This is a genomic window from Pseudomonas moraviensis subsp. stanleyae, from assembly GCF_036283065.1.
GTDB classification, from domain to species: Bacteria; Pseudomonadota; Gammaproteobacteria; order Pseudomonadales; family Pseudomonadaceae; genus Aquipseudomonas; species Aquipseudomonas stanleyae.
Genome location: NZ_JAADJI010000002.1, coordinates 74,769 through 94,769 on the forward strand (window position 1 = coordinate 74,769; position 20,001 = coordinate 94,769).

The window sequence follows — 20,001 nt, forward strand, 5'->3', positions numbered from 1 at the left end:
CGACCTCGATACGTTGTTTCTGAGTGGTAACGAATTGGCAGCGGTACCCGCGCCGGTGCTGCGCATGCGTCAGTTGACGCGTCTGCAAATGCAGTATTGCAGCTTGCGCAGTGCGACGAGTATTTACCCTTTGCTGGGCAATGCGCGGCTGCGCACGCTCGATTTGAGTTACAACGAACTTCGCGTATTCAATCCGCCCGACTATGGCGTGATCGAGTCTCTGGATCTGCGTTACAACCAACTGAGCGAATGGCCTGACGGAGTATTGAGGGCGCCCAGGTTGCAGGCCTTGAACCTCAGCGGTAACGAAATCGCGGAAATCCCCAGGGCGCTTTTCAATGGCGATCATTCGGGTCTGATTGCCAGCTCGGATTTGTCTGAAAATCGCCGTTTGTCGCTTTCTGCATTGCAGGATCTCAGGCGCTACAGTCGCGAACACTCGGCACCGCAGGTGCTGGGCATGACGCGCGCGCAGATTGAGGCAATGATCGAACATCAGGTGTTTGGTGATGTGTTCGGGATTGCCGAAAACGGTGCTGCAGTTGATAACGCTGGCGGCGATGTTTACGACCCCCATGCGCAAGTCTTGCCTGCCGAGAACGTTTTCGATCCAGCCAACGATATCGCGCCACGCTCACGCGATCCGTGGCTTGCGGACAGCGATCCGCAGCTGGTTGCACAAAGAACCGGGCTCTGGGCGCAATTGGCGCAAGAGCCGAATCACGAGCGGTTTTTCCAGTTGCTGCGCTTGTTGATTGATACGCAAGACTACCGGCAGGTGCGAGGCGACCTGACGGAAAGAGTCTGGAATGTCATGCAGGCTGCTGCAGAAAATACCGAACTGCGGCAACTGTTGTTTCTGGGCGCCGAGACCCACGGTACCTGCTCTGACGGGCGAATTCTGACATTCAGTGATATGGAAGTGCGGGTTGCGGTATATCACCAATTGCGTGACATTCCGTTGAATCGAATGGCGCTCCGAGGTCGGACGCTGCTGCGTCTGTCGCGGCAACTGTTTCGCCTGGATCGGGTCGAGACGCTGGCTGAAGCCGCAGCTGTGGGGATGGATCGTGCCGAAGTGCGCCTTAAATATCGCATCGGCTTGACCCGCGGTTGGGGTGACGGTGTCGATTTACCAGGGCAACCCGCGTCCATGATTTATGACGTCCCACTGAGTGATGAACTGCTGGACTACACCCGCGCCTCGATTCTTGAGGCAGAGCGCACCGATGCGCTGTCAGTGAGCATGGCGGAGCGCGACTACTGGATCAGTTATCTGCAAGACCTTCACCCACGAGAGATGGCCTCGCTGGAGGTTGCGGTTAACGAGCGACGCCAGCAGCTGTGGGACCAGCTCAATCAGCGTCTCGCCCGCAATGAACTGACCGCCGAAGAATACGACCTTGAGCTGGACAGGTTGGGCAAGGCCATGGACGCGCTGCTCAGGCAGAAACGCGCCGAGCTGACACGCCGGGTGATCAACGAGCTGAACAGCTTCGCCGCTGAGTCCGAGCAACCCGGGCGCCTTCCACCAGCATCCGGTTCCTGAGGGCACCATGACGTGGCGGATCGAGGCCTGACAAGTCACATCCGCTTACGAATGATGGTTGCGCAATACCCGGATAACGCAGAAGCGATAACGCGACATGGTTTGCTGGTCGCTCCATCAACAAGGAGTGATCATGACCGCTATCCCCACCAATCCATTGTCGACGCAGCCGGCGTCGACCGCTCAGCCAGCAGACGCCGGTCGTTCAGTACAGCCGATTGCAACGCAAAGTCTGCACGGCGAGTTTCTCGAGGCTTCGATCCCCCAGTGGTTGAGCAACGCTTCGGCGCATCGGCGCGAAGCATTCAAGGCGATTCCAACCGCGTTGCCGGCCTGGTATCAAAGCGCTACACCGGCCCGACGCAAAACCCTCGATGACACGTTCAAGGCCAGTGTCATCGCCCAGAACAACCTCGACAAGAGCATGGCAAAATTCCAGGACGTCGAGACGTTCGCCAAGCCATTGGTAGTCAAAGCGTTGAAGGATAAATACGCGCTGGACCTCGATGTCGACAAAACGTTGCTGTGCCTGCGCCGCGCGGTCGAGATCGGTATCCAGCAGATCGAACTGGCCTCATTCGAGGTTCTCAAGATAAGCCTGCTGGAAGCCGCACTGCACAACTTCGAAGCTGACGAATGCGAAGGGACGTACCATTCGAGCTCCGGTTTTGTCGAGGCGACGTCCACGGCGCAGACGTTCGAGCACGTGAACATCGGCATTACGGTCAGCCAGTTCCTGCACCTCTGTCGCGATCTGGATATCGGCCAGCAATATCAGACTTACCTGCAAGGATTTTTCCATCCTGAGGAGGCGGTGGCAGAAGCAGTACTTGCCGAACGCTTCATCGCCAGCCAGAAGGCGACGATGCGCGCTGCGGCCGAGCAGGCGCTGTTGCAGAAGGACATCGAAGCGGCGGATCACGCGATGATCCTCTCGGTGATTGACGGCCAGATGCACCCCTGGATGGGTGAAAAACAGGTCTGGTTCAAAGACCTGGGGCTGATGAAAAAAAGACTGACCGGCTGCGTCGCGTTCGTCATCTGCAAGAAATACCGTTACACCGATGAACTGATCCTTTACATCCCGCACGATCCGGAACATCCGCTCAAGCGCTACACGTTCCAGCAAATGCGCGACGAGCTCAAGCGCTTGCTCACCGCTCGTGATGCTTCGCAACAGACAGGTGCGGAGCCCACCGCCTACCAGCGCTTTCTCAGCCAGTTCCTGGCTTATGACCAGCGTCCCGGCTATTTCAGCCAGTTCAGGCAACAGGCGGCCGACTCACCGGGCGATGCCTGGGATCTGCTGCGCTCGCCATGGCTGGCGGCGCTCCAGGGTTTCATCGGCGGTTCAGCGTTCACCCGCATTCAACACGTACCGCCCGAACGCCAGGTCAAATGGGAGCCAGTGGCGGATCCCTACATCGCACCGTCAACCGTGGGACGCAAGGGGCGGGGACTTTGGGCGCCCAACGAGGACCTGTGGCAATACCTCTATAGCGAGAGCCGTACCAAGGTGATGGATGATGCGCGAAGCCATGCGGTCCCGACTGCCGAGGTCGACGCACGAGCACGGGACGCCAAACTGGCCCACCTGATGCAGATCGGCATGCTCGGCCTGAACATGGTCTCGATGTTCGTGCCTGTGTTGGGCGAAGTGATGATGGTGGTGATGGCGGGGCAGTTGCTCTACGAAACCCTCGAGGGGGCAGTCGAATGGAGTGAAGGCGATCGCCGGGCCGCCAAGGATCATTTGATCGACGTCGCCGAGAATCTCGCCCAGATTGCCGTGATGGCGGGCGTCGGGGCAGGCGCCAGGAAATTCTCGGCCGCCAGGGCTGTGCCGGTTATCGAGCAACTGAGTCCGGTCACGTTGCCCAATGGCGAAAACCGCCTGTGGAAACCTGATCTCAGCGGCTATGAGGCCACTGCCGTGCCGGACGCAAGCCTTGCTCCGAATTCTTCAGGGCAGTACACGGCGGATGGCAAAACCTGGATCCGTCAAGGCAACAAGGTGTATGAGCAGGTTTACGACAAATCGATCAACCAGTGGCGCATCAAGCACCCCACGGACCCCGAAGCCTACCAGCCTGTTCTGCAAAGTAATGGCCATGGAGCCTGGCGTCATACCCTGGAACGGCCTCTGCAATGGGATCGTCTGACCCTGTTGCGGCGCATGGGCCATGTCTGCGAGCCGTTATCCGACACTGAGCTGCTCAAAGCGATGGATATCAGTGGCGTCAGCGACGATGCGTTGCGCAAGATGCACCTTGACCATGCGTTGCCGCCACCGGAGCTGACTGAGGCCATGCGCCTGCTGAAAACCGATGCGCAAGCCGCGCGCGTCATAGAGCAATTGCACGGAGAAGCGCCGGTCGATGACAAGTATCTGTACGCTTTGCCATTGGTCACTGACATGCCGCGCTGGCCGGCCAACCGCGTACTGGAAGTATTCGAGGGGACACAACTGACCGGCAAGTCCGTCAAGTACGGCGCCGGGTATCGAGTACCGGGTGTCGAGAACAAGGCGCCGATCCGGATATCCCGCGCGGACATCCTCGGCGGCAATCTGCCGAAGCTGGTTCTGGCAGGACTTGATGAGTCGGAAATCGTCCATCTGCTTGGAGGCCAGGGGGCGCGGGTCCCAGAGGCGAGACCCGCAGAGCTCGCCAGGCAAATCGCGGCCTATGCCCAAACCCGTCAATCGGCCATCTACGACAGTATTTACCAGGGCACCGAGCCCGTTGCCGATCAGGTCGGACAATTGCAGAAGGTCAGTCCGGGTCTCAGCGAGTCAGCTGCCCGGCAAGTGCTGGCCGACGCCACGCCGGAGGAGCTGCGACAGTTCGATGCGACCCGCCGGATATCGTCGCGCATGCTCGAGGACGCCCGCTGGTATGCGCGCCGCAGCCGTCAGGTAAGGGCATTCGCCGGGCTGCGCAGCGAAAACATCGCCTCGGCGGACAGCCGGCGTCTGGCGTTGCACACGCTTGAGCGGTTGCCCGGCTGGCCGGATAACTTGCGCCTTGAAGTGCGCGAGGGCAGTGACAGCGGGCCGTTGCTCGACAGTATTGGCAGCCAGACGGCGGCGCAGAAGAAGTACCTGATCAAAACCGGCGAGCAATTTCAGGCGTTCGACGATCGAGGTGAAACGCTCAACAGCCTGCCGCGCCACGGCGACAATTTTTACGCATCCCTCATGCACGCTCTGCCGGATGACGCGCGGCGTGGCCTGGGAATACCTGCGGTCGGTCAATCGGCCGAACTGCAACAGAAAATCATCGCCCACGCTGACCAGCATTACGGCATCGCACCCGCACTGTTGGAGCAGCCGGCGCAGTGGATGAAACCGCCGGTACGGGTGGGCGAGGCGCTGATCGGCTATCCCGCCAGTGGAAGAGCAGGCGGCCTGGATCACAATCTGCTCGCCAGCCTGCGCGACCTCTACCCCGGCCTCACCGAGCAGCAGGCAAGTGGCTTCATCCTTGAACAGCTACGCGAAGGCAGAACCAACCGCGAGATTTTCCAGTGGTTGCAGTCACGGCGACACGAGTGGCAACAACTTGAGGCGACACTGGACGAATGGTCGGGTATCAATGCTGCGGCTCCCTGGGAACGTTCCGACGCGGGGCGCAAGCTGTACGTCGCACAAGCCCTGAAAACCAGTTGGCGCAATGCCCCCCTGGCCGCGCACGTGCCCGACGCGGATCGCCTGCACTTGGTTGTCTATGACCCTTTGCCCACGCTGACCGCGGATTTTTCCCACGTGCGCAGGCTGTCCATTGGCGGCGATGGCGTGACCGATGGCAATGCCGATGCTTTTCTCGCGCACTTTCCCCGCCTGGAAAAGCTGTCACTGGGTAAGCGCGAGATTTTCGATGTTGGCCAGCAGTCGCTGACCTCTTTGCCCTTGAGCGTAACCAGGATGCGTAGTTTGAAAAAGCTCAAGTTGAGGACCTCGGCGCCAGCGATGGCCACTGACTTCCCTCAGCGGCTGCGGACGTTGACCTCGCTCGAAGAACTCGAACTCGAATATCCAGGGTTCATCCACGAGAACCCGCCTGCTCTGGACCTTGCAGCGCTCAAGCACCTGAAAAGTCTCAGGATCGAAGCATTGGGCATGACGCAGTGGCCTTTATCGGTACAGGAGCTTCCCGCACTGGAGAGGCTGAATCTGGCTCGGACTTCGATCGCTTCCATTCCTCCGGCGCTGTACATCGGCCACGAAAAACTGTGGGCGGGGTTGTCGTTGAACTGGTCGAACTTCTCCCATGAGGCATTCACACCTGCGTTTGAGTACGTCAGAAGTTACTCGGGACCCCAGGGACATCTGATGGATCTGAATCTGATGGTTCGCCAGTACATCCTTGGAGAGCTGAACTTTCTCACCGGTGGCGGCTGGTCTTTCGATCTGCTGCATCAGCAGATCATGACTGTCTGGAATACACCGGAAACCCGCCTCAAAGCGGTCGAACTGCTGCGCCTGGAGCACGCCGGGATTTTCCGCCAGTTCTATCAGTCGACGGTGTCCGATGGCCTGCGTGGTGCTACACGCGAGCCGCGCTGGCAATCGTCGCCCAACAGCGCAGTGGTGCGTGAGCTTGAGAGAAACTGGCGCGCCAGCATCCGTAATCGCTATAACCTCTCCGACCCGCAGGACGACCCTCTGGTGTTCGAGCTGTCTGGTATCGATGGAGTGAGTGACGGCCCGGCCATCAGCGAGCTTGCATCCTTGCCGGCCGATACGTTTGCCCATGTGCAGACCGTGCGCCTGGATCGGCTGAACGTGCCGGTTGCACAGATTCAGACGTTCCTTCGAGCATTCAGGGGCGTGCGTACATTGCAAATCACTGGCTGTGGATTGACGGAGGTGCCAGTGAGACCGGCAGACTTTGCCCAGTTGACACGTCTGGATCTGACAAGCAACCGGATCACCTCCACAGTGGAAGTTCAGAACCGGTTCGATGCGTTCAAGAAACTCGAACTTCTGAATTTGCGGCGCAACCGCTTGACCGCGCTGGACGTGACGGCCATGCCCAGGCTTGAAGTGCTGGATCTGAGCGGCAACAGCCTTCAGACGTGGCCAGCGGGTGTCGAAAATCTGCCGGGATTGAAGTGGCTGGATTTGCGGGACAACAACCTCGGTTCGCTGCCCGAGCGCGTTCTTGCCAGCGACAGCGTATTGCTCAAGAGCCATCTCACCGGGAACCCGCTAAGCGTTGAGGCAGAGGCTGCTCTGACGGCGGCGCGTGGGCGAATCGAAGCTGCCAGCGGCTTGCCTGGAGGTGCACTGACAAGCTATGAAAGTCAGCCGCCCGGGAACCTGGTCGCTGCAAGCACCTCGGTGCCAGAAACCGCATTTTCTCGGATTCAGGAGTTTTTGCTACCGCTGCGTACTGCAACATCTGCGGCTGAAGGCACCGCAGGTCTGACCAACCGGTTGCGGGAAATCAACCCGGTGCTGTCCCAGGAACAGGCGCAGCAATGTATTGCGCGCCTGGGCAGCGCGGGGTTGGGTGACGCGCAGATTGACGTCCGCATCGGTGAATGGCGTGACAGTGATGAAGCTCTGACGCGTCAGCTCAATGGCTGGATCTTCAAGCCCGCAACCGAGGGGCGCTCTGACGCGGTTTCGATCCACAGTCGAGTTCTGATGGCGACGAAGATCCGCGATTGCTGGGTCGATGGACTGACCCGTCATACCGAAGAGGCAGGGCTCAAGCTCGACCTCACAGGGCTGGGCATTGTGCAATTGCCCCAGCTGTCGACCGCGTTCACCGAAGTACGAACGCTTGACCTGACGGCGCTAGGTTTTTCCTTGCAGAGCCTCAATGATTTTTGCCCCGCGTTTCCTCAACTGACCACGCTGGTGCTCAACTACAATCACCTGGAGACCCTGCCGGAGAGCATCGGCACCTTGCAGCGGCTTGAGCATCTGGAGCTGCGCAGCAATGATTTTGCTGAGGGCCCTGGCGTTTTGCAGCAAATGGGCGATCGTCTGCGTTCGCTGGATCTGAGTCATAACGAATTGAGCCAATTCAACGCCAGCGCACTCAGCCGGCTCGAAAGCCTGAACCTTGCTCACAACTCAATGCGCAACTGGCCTGATGGCGTGCTGGCGCTGGAGCATTTGCATACCCTGGATCTCGTCGACAACCGCATAGCCGTGTTCCCGGATACGCTGTTGGGAGGCGACTACGAGCAACTGCTGGCGGCCACTGACCTGTCGGAGAACCGCCTGACGCTCAATAGTCTGGAACAGCTCAGGGATTTCAGCGCAGCGAACGCGAACCGCGACGTAATGGGGTATACGCGTGCATCTCTGGACCGCGCAATTACCGAGTTTGAAACGACGTCCGAGAGCGAATCGGGCGGGACTTCTGATTTCGACGGCAGTAGTGGTGGCGATGACGATGACCATGGTGGCGGTGCCGGCGATGCCAGACGCGTGGATAGGCATGAGGCCGTCGAGGACGACGAAGTCATCGCGAATCCGCAGCAAGACGTAGACAAGCCAGCCATGCAGACGTGGCTCAACTACGCGCAGGCGCAGGTGCGCGAAACGCGGCAAGCGCTCTGGCTGCAATTGGCGCGCGAAGCCAATCATGAGGCGTTCTTTCATCTGCTGTCGACCTTGCGCTTCACTGCCGATTTCAGACTGTCGGGCGCTGATCTGACGCAACGGGTATGGCGCGTCATAGAAGCCGCAACGGAAAACACTGAGTTGCGCGATCTGCTGTTCCTCAATTCCGCAACTCACGGCACCTGTCCCGACGGTCGGATTCTCTCGTTCAGCGAGCTGGAAACGCGAGTATACGAATACACCGCATTGCGCGACATTCCCCGGCATCTGCCGGAGCAGCGAGGCGCAGCGTTGGTCGAACTGACGCGGCGTCTGTTTCGACTGGAAAGGGTAGACAGACTGGCGGAAGCAGCTGGCAGGCACCAGGACCGGGCGGAAATTCGTCTGCAATACCGCATCGGCATGACGCGCGGCTGGCCCGACGGGCTGGAGTTGCCCGCACAACCGGAACACATGTTGTACCGGACACCGATCGAGGGGCAACAGTTGAGCGACGCACGCGCGTCGGTGCTTGCTGACGAAGCGTCAAACCTGTTCCTGGAAGATCTGATTGCTCGCGATTACTGGATTCGTTACATGCGCGATCGATACGCCGATGTCTTTACTGAGCTTGATCGAGACGCCAGCCAGCGTCAGGAGGCGGTCGAGGATGCGCATCCAGACAAATGGAATGACGATGAGTCGCGCAAACTGTACGTGGACGCGATGAGTCAGTTGGAGATCGAACTGGCGCAGGCGCGCACCGACAAACTCAAGGAGCTGTCTCGCCAGGAGCTGGAGAATCTGGCGAAGGTCGGTGCAAGCGATTCGCAGCCACGCCCGGCTTCACCGCAACCGGGACCGTCCTCGCGTCGGGACTGACGGATGCGGCCGAACCCGGGAGTCGCAAACGCCCGGGTTGGGTCAGCAGTGTGCCTCAGCTGTCGTAACCCAGATTCGGCGCCAGCCAACGCTCGGTCACGCTCAGATCCTGACCTTTGCGGGCGGTGTAGCTCTGCACCTGATCCTTGTCGATCTTGCCCACCGCAAAGTATTGCGCCTGCGGGTGGGCGAAGTACCAGCCACTGACCGCAGCGGCGGGGAACATCGCGTAGTGCTCGGTGAGGAACACCCCGCTGCGCCCGGCACGCATTTCGGCGGCTTGCGGGTCGAGCAAAGTGAACAGCGCGGCTTTCTCGGTGTGATCCGGGCAGGCCGGGTAGCCGGGAGCGGGGCGGATGCCACGGTATTGCTCTTTGATCAGCGCATCGTTGTCGAGGGTCTCGTCCTTGGCGTAACCCCAGTGCTCTTTGCGCACTTGCTGGTGCAGCCATTCCGCGCAAGCCTCGGCCAAGCGGTCGGCGAGGGCCTTGACCATGATCGAGTTGTAATCGTCGCCGGCGTCCTGATAGGCCTTGGCCACTTCTTCGGCGCCGATGCCGGCAGTGGTAATGAAACCGCCGACGTAGTCAGTGACTTCGCTGTCCTTTGGCGCAACGAAGTCGGCGAGGCAGAAGTTCGGTTTGCCGTCGGTCTTGATGATCTGCTGACGCAGGTGATGCAGCTTGGCCAACGGCTTGCCGGCATCGTCATAGAGCTCGATGTCGTCTTCGTTGACCTGATTCGCTGGCCAGAAACCGAACACGGCACGGGCGCTGATCAGTTTTTCGTCGATCAGCTTGGCGAGCATTTCCTGCGCATCTTTGTACAACGCGGTGGCGGCTTCACCGACCACTTCGTCTTCAAGGATGCGCGGGAACTTGCCAGCCAGATCCCAGGAAATGAAAAACGGCGTCCAGTCGATGTATTCGGCAAGCACCTTCAAATCGATATTGTCGAGCACCTTGCTGCCGGTGAAAGTCGGTTTCACTGGCTCGTAGTTACTCCAGTCGAATTGCGGCTTCTTGGCGATGGCGGCGGCGTAGCTCAGGCGTTCGGTGCGGGCGCTGCGATTGGAAGTACGCTCGCGCACGTCGATGTATTCCAGACGAGTCTTCTCGACGAAACCGGCCTTGAGCTCCTTGGACAGCAACTGTGTCGCCACACCCACGGCGCGCGAGGCGTCGGTCACGTAGACCACGGCATCGTTGCTGTACTTCGGCTCGATCTTCACCGCCGTGTGCGCTTTGGAGGTGGTCGCGCCACCGATCATCAGCGGCAGGTGGAAATCCTGACGCTGCATTTCGCGGGCAACGTGAACCATCTCGTCCAGCGACGGGGTGATCAGGCCGGAGAGGCCGATGATGTCGCATTTCTGTTCCTTGGCCACTTGCAGGATCTTTTCGGCCGGAACCATCACACCGAGGTCGACGATGTCATAGCCGTTGCAGCCGAGCACCACGCCGACGATGTTCTTGCCGATGTCGTGCACATCGCCTTTCACCGTGGCCATGAGGATCTTGCCCTTGGCTTCCGGCTTGTCGCCTTTTTCCAGTTCGATGAACGGGATCAAGTGCGCCACGGCCTGCTTCATCACACGGGCGGACTTCACCACCTGTGGCAGGAACATTTTGCCGGCGCCAAACAGGTCGCCAACAATGTTCATGCCGGACATCAACGGGCCTTCGATCACTTCGATCGGTCGCGCAAACGACTGCCGGGATTCTTCGGTGTCTTCGACGATGTGTGTGGTGATGCCTTTGACCAACGCGTGTTCCAGACGCTTGTTGACGTCCCAGTTGCGCCACTCTTCGGTCTCGGCTTCCTTGACGCTGCCGTCGCCCTTGTACTTGTCGGCGATGGCGAGGAGGGCGTCGGTGCCGTCCGGGGTGCGGTTGAGGATCACGTCTTCAACGGCGTCGCGCAGCTCGACCGGGATCTGGTCGTAGATCTCCAGCTGGCCGGCGTTGACGATGCCCATGGTCAGCCCGGCGCGGATCGCATAGAGCAGGAACACCGAGTGAATCGCCTCACGCACCGGGTTGTTGCCACGGAACGAGAACGACACGTTCGACACGCCGCCGGAGCTCAGCGCATACGGCAGCTCGTCGCGGATGTAGGCGCAGGCGTTGATGAAGTCGACGGCGTAGTTGTTGTGTTCTTCGATGCCGGTGGCCACGGCGAAAATGTTCGGGTCGAAGATGATGTCTTCCGGCGGGAAGCCGACTTCATTGACCAGAATGTCGTAGGAGCGCTTGCAGATTTCCTTTTTGCGCGCTTCGGTGTCGGCCTGGCCGGCTTCGTCGAAGGCCATCACCACCACCGCAGCGCCGTAGCGCTTGCACAATTTCGCGTGGTGAATGAACTGCTCGACGCCTTCTTTCATGCTGATCGAGTTGACGATGCCCTTGCCCTGAATGCACTTGAGGCCGGCTTCGATGACTTCCCATTTCGACGAGTCGATCATAATCGGCACACGCGAGATGTCCGGTTCGCCGGCAATCAGATTGAGGAAGGTGACCATGGCCTTCTTCGAATCGAGCATGCCCTCGTCCATGTTGATGTCGATGATCTGCGCGCCGGCCTCGACCTGCTGCAGAGCGACTTCGAGGGCTTCGGTGTAGTTGTCTTCACGGATCAGGCGGGCAAATTTTGCCGAGCCGGTAATGTTGGTGCGCTCGCCGACGTTGACGAACAGCGAGCTGCGATCGATGGTGAACGGCTCCAGACCCGAGAGGCGGCAGGCCTTGGGAATGTCCGGAATCTGTCGCGGCGTATAACCGGCGACGGCTTTGGCGATGGCCTCGATGTGGCCCGGCGTGGTGCCGCAGCAGCCGCCGACAATGTTGAGGAAACCGCTCTGGGCGAACTCTTCGATGACTTTGGCGGTTTGCGACGGCAGTTCGTCGTACTCGCCGAATTCATTCGGCAGGCCGGCATTAGGGTGCGCGGACACGTGGGTGCTGGCCTTGTTCGACAGCTCTTCCAGGTACGGGCGCAGTTCGCTGGCACCGAGGGCGCAGTTCAAACCCACGGAAATCGGCTTGGCGTGGGCCACCGAGTTCCAGAACGCTTCGGTGGTCTGCCCCGACAGGGTGCGGCCGGAGGCGTCGGTGATGGTCCCGGAAATCATGATCGGCAGTTCGATGTGCAGCTCTTCGAACACACCTTGCACGGCGAAAATCGCCGCTTTCGCGTTGAGGGTGTCGAAGATCGTCTCGATCAGGATCAGGTCGGCACCGCCCTCAATCAGGCCTTTGGTGGCTTCGGTGTAGTTTTCCACCAGCTCATCGAAAGTGACGTTGCGGTAGCCGGGGTTGTTGACGTCGGGCGAAAGCGAGCAGGTACGGCTGGTCGGGCCGAGTACGCCAGCAACGAAACGTGGCTTGGCCGGGTTTTCGGCAGTCTTGGCGTCGGCAATCTTGCGCGCCAGACGTGCGCCTTCTACGTTTAACTCGTACGCCAGCTCTTCCATGCCGTAATCGGCCATGGAAATCCGCGTGGCGTTGAAGGTGTTGGTTTCGAGAATGTCGGCGCCGGCGTCCAGATAGGCCTTTTCGATACCGCCGATCACGTCCGGACGGGTGATCACCAGCAGGTCGTTGTTGCCCTTGACGTCGCTTGGCCAGTCCGCGAAGCGTTTGCCGCGATAATCCTGCTCTTCGAGCTTGTAGCTCTGGATCATCGTGCCCATCCCGCCGTCGAGGATCAGGATGCGCTCTTTGAGGGCTTGCTTGAGAGCTTGAAGGCGGACGCTGCGATCGGACATGTGGACTACTCGAAAAGACCATTACGAAGGAGCGGGATCATAGCAAACCTGTGCGCTTTTAGAGCATGTGCAGCTTTTGCATGAATATCGCTCATGTTGGTACGAGCGTCGTAACGGTAGAATCGCAGCCTTTTTTTACCATCGGGATCAGCAGCATGCCGTACCGCGTCATCAGTTTATTGTTGCTGGTCCTGAGCGGGAGCGTCGCGGCGCAAGATCCCGCTGTTTCTGCGTCTATCTCCTACAGCCGGGATATCCAGCCGATCTTCACCGAGAAATGCGTGGCCTGCCATGCCTGTTACGACTCGGCGTGCCAGCTCAACCTGGGCAGTGGCGAAGGCGCCGGCCGAGGCGCGAGCAAGATGCCGGTGTATGACGGCGAACGCACCCGGGCCGCGCCGACCACGCGCTTGTTTTACGACGCCTTCGGCAAACGTGCGTGGCAGCAGAAGGATTTCTACTCGGTGCTCGACGCCCAGGGCAGTCAGGCCGCGCTGATGGCGCGCATGCTCGAACTTGGCCACAAGACCCCGCTGACGCCGAACGCCAAGCTGCCCGAAGACATCGTCCTGGGGCTGAACCGCAACAATCTCTGTGCAATGCCCGGCGAATTTGACGCCTACGCCGGCGCGCACCCGAAGGAGGGCATGCCACTGGCGGTCACCGGCCTGACCGATCAGCAGTACCAGACCTTGCAGCGCTGGCTGGCGTCTGGCGCGCCGATTGACGAGCAGAGCCTGGCGCCGAGTGCGCAAGAGGCGCTGCAGATCGCGCAGTGGGAAAACCTGCTCAACGCCCCCGGCGCGCGGCAAAGTCTGGTCGGACGCTGGCTGTTCGAACACTGGTATCTGGCGCACATCTACTTCAAGGGCGGCGAGCCGGGGCACTATTTCCAGTGGGTGCGTTCGCGCACGCCGAGCGGGCAGCCGATCGACCTGATCGCCACTCGCCGCCCCAACGACGACCCGGGCACGCGGGTGTATTACCGCTTGTGGCCGGTGCAGGGAGTGATCGTGCACAAGACGCACATCACTTATCCGCTGAGCGCGGCGAAAATGGCCCGGATCAAAAGCCTGTTCTACAACGGCAACTGGCAGGTCAACGCGCTGCCGGGTTACGGGCCGCAAAGCCGCGCCAATCCGTTTGCTACCTTCGAGGCGATTCCAGCGCAAGCCCGCTATCAGTTCATGCTCGACAACGCCGAATACTTCGTCCGCACCTTCATTCGCGGACCGGTTTGTCGTGGGCAAATTGCGACCGACGTGATCCGCGACAACTTCTGGGCGCTGTTCCAGGCGCCGGAACATGACCTCTATATCACCGATCCGAACTATCGCGGCCAGGCCACGCCGCTGCTGGCGATGCCGGGGCAGAACGACGATGTCGGCAGCGTGCTGAGCCTGTGGCGCGACTACCGCGACAAGCGCAACGAATACGAAGCCCTGCGCCGTGACAGCTACGCCGATCTGCCGGCGCCGAGCTGGTCGACGCTGTGGGCCGGCAACGACAACGCCTTGCTGAGCATCTTCCGTCACTTTGACAGCGCCTCGGTAACCAAGGGTTTGATCGGTGAGGTGCCGCAGACGATGTGGCTGTTCGACTATCCACTGCTGGAGCGCACCTATTACCAGCTCGCGGTCAACTTCGACGTGTTCGGCAACGTCTCCCATCAGGCGCAGACCCGTCTGTACTTCGACCTCATCCGCAACGGCGCGGAGCAGAATTTTCTGCGGCTGATGCCGGCCGACTCGCGTGAGGATTACCTCAACGATTGGTACCAGGAAGGTGGGCAGTTCAAGATGTGGCTGGACTATGAAGCCATCGACGACGACAAGCCGACCGCGCTAAAGCTCGACGAAAAAGACCCGAAACGGGATTTCGCCCAGCAGTTGCTGGCGCGCTACGGCGATCTGAATGCGCGGCCGGACCCGATCAATCGCTGCGAGGGTGCTTATTGCTCGCGGCCGAACATCGATCCGGCGTTGCAAAATGCCGAGCAAGCGTTGAGTCGTCTGGCCTCGCGACCGGCAGCCGGGCTGAAAGTCATCGACCAGTTGCCCGAAGCGACCTTGCTGCGTGTCGAAACAGCCGGTGGCAAGCGCGAGGTCTACAGTGTGTTGCGCAACCGCGCGCACAGCAACGTGGCGTTTTTGCTTGGTGAGTCGCGGCGCTATCAGCCAGGGCTCGACACCTTGACGATCTATCCGGGAGTGCTCACCAGTTACCCGAACTTCATGTTCAATGTGCCGGCCGCGCAGGTTCCGGCGTTTGTCGATGCGATGGAAAACGCCCGGGACGCGAACCGGTTCGAGAAAATCGTCGAGCGCTGGGGCATTCGCCGCAGTCATCCGCAGTTCTGGGAGTATTTCCACGATTTGAGCCAGTACATCCATGAAACCGAGCCGGTGGAAGAGGGTGTGCTGGATATGAACCGGTACGAAAATCTGTGACCAGGCAGAAACATGGCGGTGAGGTTTGAGCGGTCGGCTACGTCGCTGCTGAGGAACGTTCATGTTGAATCGGGCGCTGTCGGTTCCCGTCAGCGCCCGAGACCTTGGCGGGCGGGCACACACCGGTCAGGGCGTCAAGGCTTGCCAATAGTCGGGGCCGTAATCGAGCAACAGCTCGGTGCCTTTTGGAATCTTTTCCCAGGCGACCAGAAAAACCATGTACTTGCCGACGTAGATCGAGCCGACGTTCTCGATGCCTGCCCTGGGCTGGCCGGGAACTTCGGCGGCGTTGATCATGCTCAATATGTTGCTGTTGCCATGGCCGCTGAGGGTGGCGTTTCTGGTTTTGGTTTCATACAGAAAGGTTCTAACCTGGTCATTCGATTTTTCCAGTATTTCCGCATGCAGGGATTTCACGGTGCGGTGCAGTTTGCCGCTGTAGGGACCCAGCACTTCATACGGTTCGATGTCGACTTTGGCGAACACTGACAAACCTCGTTCCGGGCCGTCGAGTGGTCGTCTGAGTTCGAAACGCTCGCTCAACCGGTCGTGGTGCCGGCCCTCTTCGATGATCCATTCGCGTATGTCCTCGGTCATGCTGCGGGTCAGCGACTGGCGCCGGGTCTCGGTAAGGTTCGAGAAAAACTGGTTGTGTTGCGTGATCGTGACCTTATCGACAGCGCCTTCGAGTTTGCGCGTCAGACTGATTCTGATATCCGCCGGGTCTTGCAGAATGGGCGCGTTGTTGTTGATTTTGTGCCCCAATGACGGTGTCAGATCCGCAGCTGAAGCGGTGGCCGCAGCAGCATCGTCCATTCGGGCACGCTTGGAACTGCCAGCCGTGGGTTGCGCTGATGACGTTGTGCTGTGCGGTTCCGGCGCTTCCAGAGGCTGTGCCGGAACGGACTTTATCGCTGTCCCGGGGGGAAGTGATTTACGTGCCAGCATCACCTCCGACTCGGACGCTTCGATCAACTGCAAACACTCCGTCACCGCACTTCGCAGTTCGCCGCGTTCATTGACGAACGTTGCCCAGAGCAGCGGATCGAGATTGTTTTCATCGATAAATGTGTCCATTGAGCTTGCGGACCGGGTGAGGTTGAAACTCGTCCGCCAAAGCTTGAGATGTTCGGGCGTCAGAGGGGTGAATGTCTGGTTATTGGCATATTTTTCCAGGACTTTCCCTCGCGCTTTGAAACTGCCATCGGCATGGACGTGGTCGATGAAATCCACGGGGTCCAGATTGTGCTGGGCGGCAAATCCTTCGCGAGTAAGGCTGTTGCGGTCTTGCTGCGGCATCGCGCGCCAGTTCTGCAGGTTTTCATAAGTGACCGCCGTGCGTGCGGTTTCGGCCTGATCCAGCACTTGTTGCCCCAGAGGTGTGAACTGCCCTCGCGTATGAACGAATTGCTGCAGCGCTATCGGATCCAGTCGGTGCTTTTTCGCAAATGCCTTCAAGGCTCTGCCCAACGCCCGCTCACTGACTTGCGACCATTGCGTCAGGATCAACGGTGTAACTTCCGCTGGATCACCAGGAGCGCCGCCTTTCATCCTGATTTCATTGGTGTACCAGTGCCCAGGTTTGACCGATGACAGGTTGATCGAAAGGTCGCGGTTGTTTCTTGGATTGACCAGGACGACCGAAAAGCTGTTTTCCCCGGTCATGGCGGTTTCCATGATGAATCCGTAAGAATTTTCGCGGATCTGATAGACGGCTATGGTGCCGTGCTCATCCACGTTGCAGATAAATTTCTGGTTATGTTCCGGGCGAAAAAATATCCCCCGAGCGTCGGCTTTCAGCCCGTCGATCCAGTGCGGGTCTACGGCGTACTGGCGTATCAGGGGGCTGTTGTTGCTGATCACGGTGATGGGTTGACGGTAGGCCGGGCCGAACGCCTGGTTCGAAACGCTATCGATCAGACGGAAGTCAGGAACGTGACCGGAGCCTATGTTGCGCATGGGAATATTGACGATGCCCTCAACGGTACACAAGCGGTCACCCGGTTGACGCGGTACCCAGTTCGTCGGGTCCACAGATGTCAGATGACGTGCGGCGATGGTTCCGTCGTTGAGATGAGCGATCCCTCTGCGTGCCTGATGTAGCGCCGCGCTACCCAGTTTACGAAGCCCGAAACGGCCGAATCTGAGCGCTGCAATCGCTGCTTCCAGAGGGTTGAGCTCCTGGAGCATGGAAATGGCCAGGGTCCGCGTCATGGCCAGGAGTCTGGGCATGGCCAGACGCAGTCCGGCCCTGCCGGCATTCGATACCAGGCGGGTACAACCCGAGAGGTATTTGCCGATGGGCAATGCAAAGGATACAAGGTCGGTAAAAAGCCCCAGGCCGCCGGATTCGACGCGTTGGAGATCACCCGACACAAGGTCGTCGATTGAACCCCAGAACGGTACGAACATTTTCCCCCAGAAAGACATGTCCTCGGCGAAGTCGCGGCCAATGTCCATATTGCGTGTCGCTTTGCGGGTTTGTTCCAGCAATGCCGATTCGTCCTTGAAAAACAATTCCCTGGCAATCATCGTTGCCAGTTCTTCGGCACGGGCAGAGGTCAGGTTGTTGGCCGCGAAGGGCAGGGTTCGCTTCGCGACGTCCGGGCTTCTCTGTTCAATCGGCACAGCGTCAAACCTGTCGCCGAGCTGTTCCACAATCAGTATGGCTTGCTGGTTTTCCCGGGGGGCGAAGCCATCGCGATAGGCCTCCCAATCGAAGGGCAATGCTGTGCCTTTTCTGAAGGCGCCACGGCTTGTCCGTGTACTCGAGCCGACTTTCTCTACTTTGATTTCGCCGCCCACCGGTAATGACTCGATGTCTTTGCGCACGCGCCCGACACCGGCACGGGGAAAAACTTCAACGTAGCGGGTTCTAAAAGGATAGTGCGCACTGACCAGTCGCAGAATAAAACCTGAGCGTGCACGAACCGCGTCAGTGTTTTGTTTGTTCTCATGTTCGACCTGCGTGTCATTGAGTGGCAGACGTAACGAGTAAACGGTGACTTCGTCCGCCTCCAGATCGCCTTGGCAAGTTGGCAGTATTTGCGCCAGCAAGGCTTTGATCAGGGTTTTGTAAGCGGCTCGCTGCGTGCTCAGCCAGGTTTGAAATGCCTCCTCGAACGCTGCGTCCGATTCATATCGAAAATGACTCGGCGGTTTAAGTGCCAGAGTCGCCGTGGCGCTGATCATCTCCTGCTCATGCCGATCAAGCGTCTTCAAAGCGAGTTCTGTTTCACTGCTCGGATAAGAATTTTGGCGTATTGCGAACAATCCCATCTCTGCCGCCCAATCAATTGTCGGGCGGACCTTGGCGGCTACTGCCAGTCGCTGCTGTTCGATATTGCCGGCGAATGCCCGGTAATGTTCCGCTGGCAAATTGAGTAGCTGTTCAAACGTCATGTATCGAGAAGAGCCAGGCGCAATGGACTCTGCGAGGATAAAACCGCTCTTGAAGCTGACCCAGGTACTCGAAGTGCCGTAAAGGAGCTCTTCGGGAATGTCTTGAACCCACACCTCACTGGCAATGCTCGATTTCATGACAGCCATCGCCAGTAGTGCAACCGGTCTGTCGACGCCAAGTGACCTCTGAAAGTGTTCGGTTAAAGCGTCGCGTATCGAGGAGTAACGACTACCCGATTCGATGAGAATACGTAATTCATTTGGATGGATGCTGTGGGGGTCCGGTTTCACACTTAACCAGAGGGCTCGCCACAATAATTTTGTCAGTACGCTGGTGGGACAGGTTTGCTGGCCCCTTGCGCCGTACCAGTCCAGTTCGGTGGCGATACGTTGTGCCAGTTGCAAATTTTTCCTGGTCTGCAAAATCGTTTCCAGCAGCGCTACCGGCGTAGTACTGGCAAATCGTTCAAGTTTGGCATTGAATTTTGCCGGTACGATACTTGCCCATAGTGATCGAGATGTTTCGCCCTCGATTTTCCGGATAACTTCCAGAATGGTGTTGTCACCCTGCGCGCCCAGCAAATGTTGCAGATCACTGACATGCCCGTTGTACCCAAGAAACCACAATGCACGTTGGTCGATCAGATTGTGCAGCAGGCGTCGCCAGTCCGCATTGGTGCCCGGGCGGGGGGGAATCAGCGCGTAGTAGTCAAGAACCTGGTCGAGCCGTACTGAACCGTCACTTTTGAGGCCGTTGCCAATCTTGCGGTGTATATCCAGCAAGACGTTAACGTCCATCGCCCAATAGATCGAAATATTCCTCAACGTTACCGAGTGACCGGCAATGGTGAATACTTCGGCAGGGTTGGGTGTCGGGTTCTTTGTAGAACTCAACTGGAACGACAGGAAATCATAGAGAAAATCATTGCCCAGCGGCCATTCATCGGCTTTGGCCTGCCTTGCAATATCAGCAATGAAATCTTCGTCATTCTCCAGCTTTTGCAGAACCCGGAAAGCTTCCTGGCACTCGCGACCCAGTTCGGAGTCAGCGGGAGGGTGGTAATAAAAGTGGCTGGCATCAGTGTCGAAATCATCGTTGATGAGTGCATGCAGGTAACTGATCAGGTGATTGAGGTCCTGCAATCTGCGCGGCGGTGTTCTGTTGTAAAGCCTTGTTAGTAATGTAGTCATTTAGAGCCTTCGAAAAACTGCTGTCGGCAAAGTCGAAGGCAACTATAGGGACTGGAAAACGTGCGCAGGCATACATATATATAGGCTGGTCAACGCTTGAGTTTCCATTTGTCAGCAAGGTTGCAGATGGCTGCCTGCGGGACTGCCACGTTAGAAAAAGGGCGTGCCTGAGGCCATGCGCCGGGCTTTTTCCGACAAA

The 20,001-nt window shown here is 58.9% G+C and carries 5 protein-coding genes; 3 read left to right on the top strand and 2 right to left on the bottom strand.

What is annotated here, in order from left to right; translation table 11 throughout:
- The first annotated feature begins 64 nt into the window (after positions 1 to 64).
- Together GXB78_RS02895 and GXB78_RS02900 are read left to right on the top strand one after the other, a co-directional pair.
- Positions 65 to 1,549 (top strand): NEL-type E3 ubiquitin ligase domain-containing protein, encoded by a 1,485-nt coding sequence (locus GXB78_RS02895; protein WP_329514084.1) that lies wholly within the window; start codon positions 65 to 67, stop codon positions 1,547 to 1,549.
- A gap of 133 nt (positions 1,550 to 1,682) precedes the next feature.
- Positions 1,683 to 8,993 (top strand): dermonecrotic toxin domain-containing protein, encoded by a 7,311-nt coding sequence (locus GXB78_RS02900; protein ID WP_329514085.1) that lies wholly within the window; start codon positions 1,683 to 1,685, stop codon positions 8,991 to 8,993.
- Between the two features lie 55 nt (positions 8,994 to 9,048).
- On the opposite strand, the gene metH is transcribed toward GXB78_RS02900, so the two are convergent.
- Positions 9,049 to 12,759 carry a methionine synthase gene (gene metH / locus GXB78_RS02905; RefSeq protein ID WP_329514086.1) on the bottom strand — a complete coding sequence of 1,237 codons (3,711 nt, stop codon included), beginning with the start codon at positions 12,757 to 12,759 and terminating at the stop codon, positions 9,049 to 9,051.
- A 155-nt stretch (positions 12,760 to 12,914) separates the two neighbouring features.
- On the opposite strand from metH, the gene GXB78_RS02910 reads away from it, so the two are divergent.
- Positions 12,915 to 15,209, top strand: coding sequence for a fatty acid cis/trans isomerase (locus GXB78_RS02910; protein ID WP_329514087.1), 2,295 nt, complete (start codon positions 12,915 to 12,917; stop codon positions 15,207 to 15,209).
- Between the two features lie 126 nt (positions 15,210 to 15,335).
- Here GXB78_RS02910 and GXB78_RS02915 read toward each other — a convergent pair whose 3' ends face one another.
- On the bottom strand, positions 15,336 to 19,802 hold the full coding sequence (locus GXB78_RS02915; protein ID WP_329514088.1) for an SET domain-containing protein: 4,467 nt from the start codon (positions 19,800 to 19,802) through the stop codon (positions 15,336 to 15,338).
- Positions 19,803 to 20,001: the final 199 nt, after the last annotated feature.

Bases quoted from the DNA above. Each gene is read 5' to 3' on its own strand.
- GXB78_RS02895 (WP_329514084.1), top strand. From the start codon at position 65: ATGCGTCAGTTGACGCGTCTGCAAATGCAGTATTGCAGCTTGCGCAGT.
- GXB78_RS02900 (WP_329514085.1), top strand. From the start codon at position 1,683: ATGACCGCTATCCCCACCAATCCATTGTCGACGCAGCCGGCGTCGACC.
- metH (WP_329514086.1), bottom strand. From the start codon at position 12,759: ATGTCCGATCGCAGCGTCCGCCTTCAAGCTCTCAAGCAAGCCCTCAAA.
- GXB78_RS02910 (WP_329514087.1), top strand. From the start codon at position 12,915: ATGCCGTACCGCGTCATCAGTTTATTGTTGCTGGTCCTGAGCGGGAGC.
- GXB78_RS02915 (WP_329514088.1), bottom strand. From the start codon at position 19,802: ATGACTACATTACTAACAAGGCTTTACAACAGAACACCGCCGCGCAGA.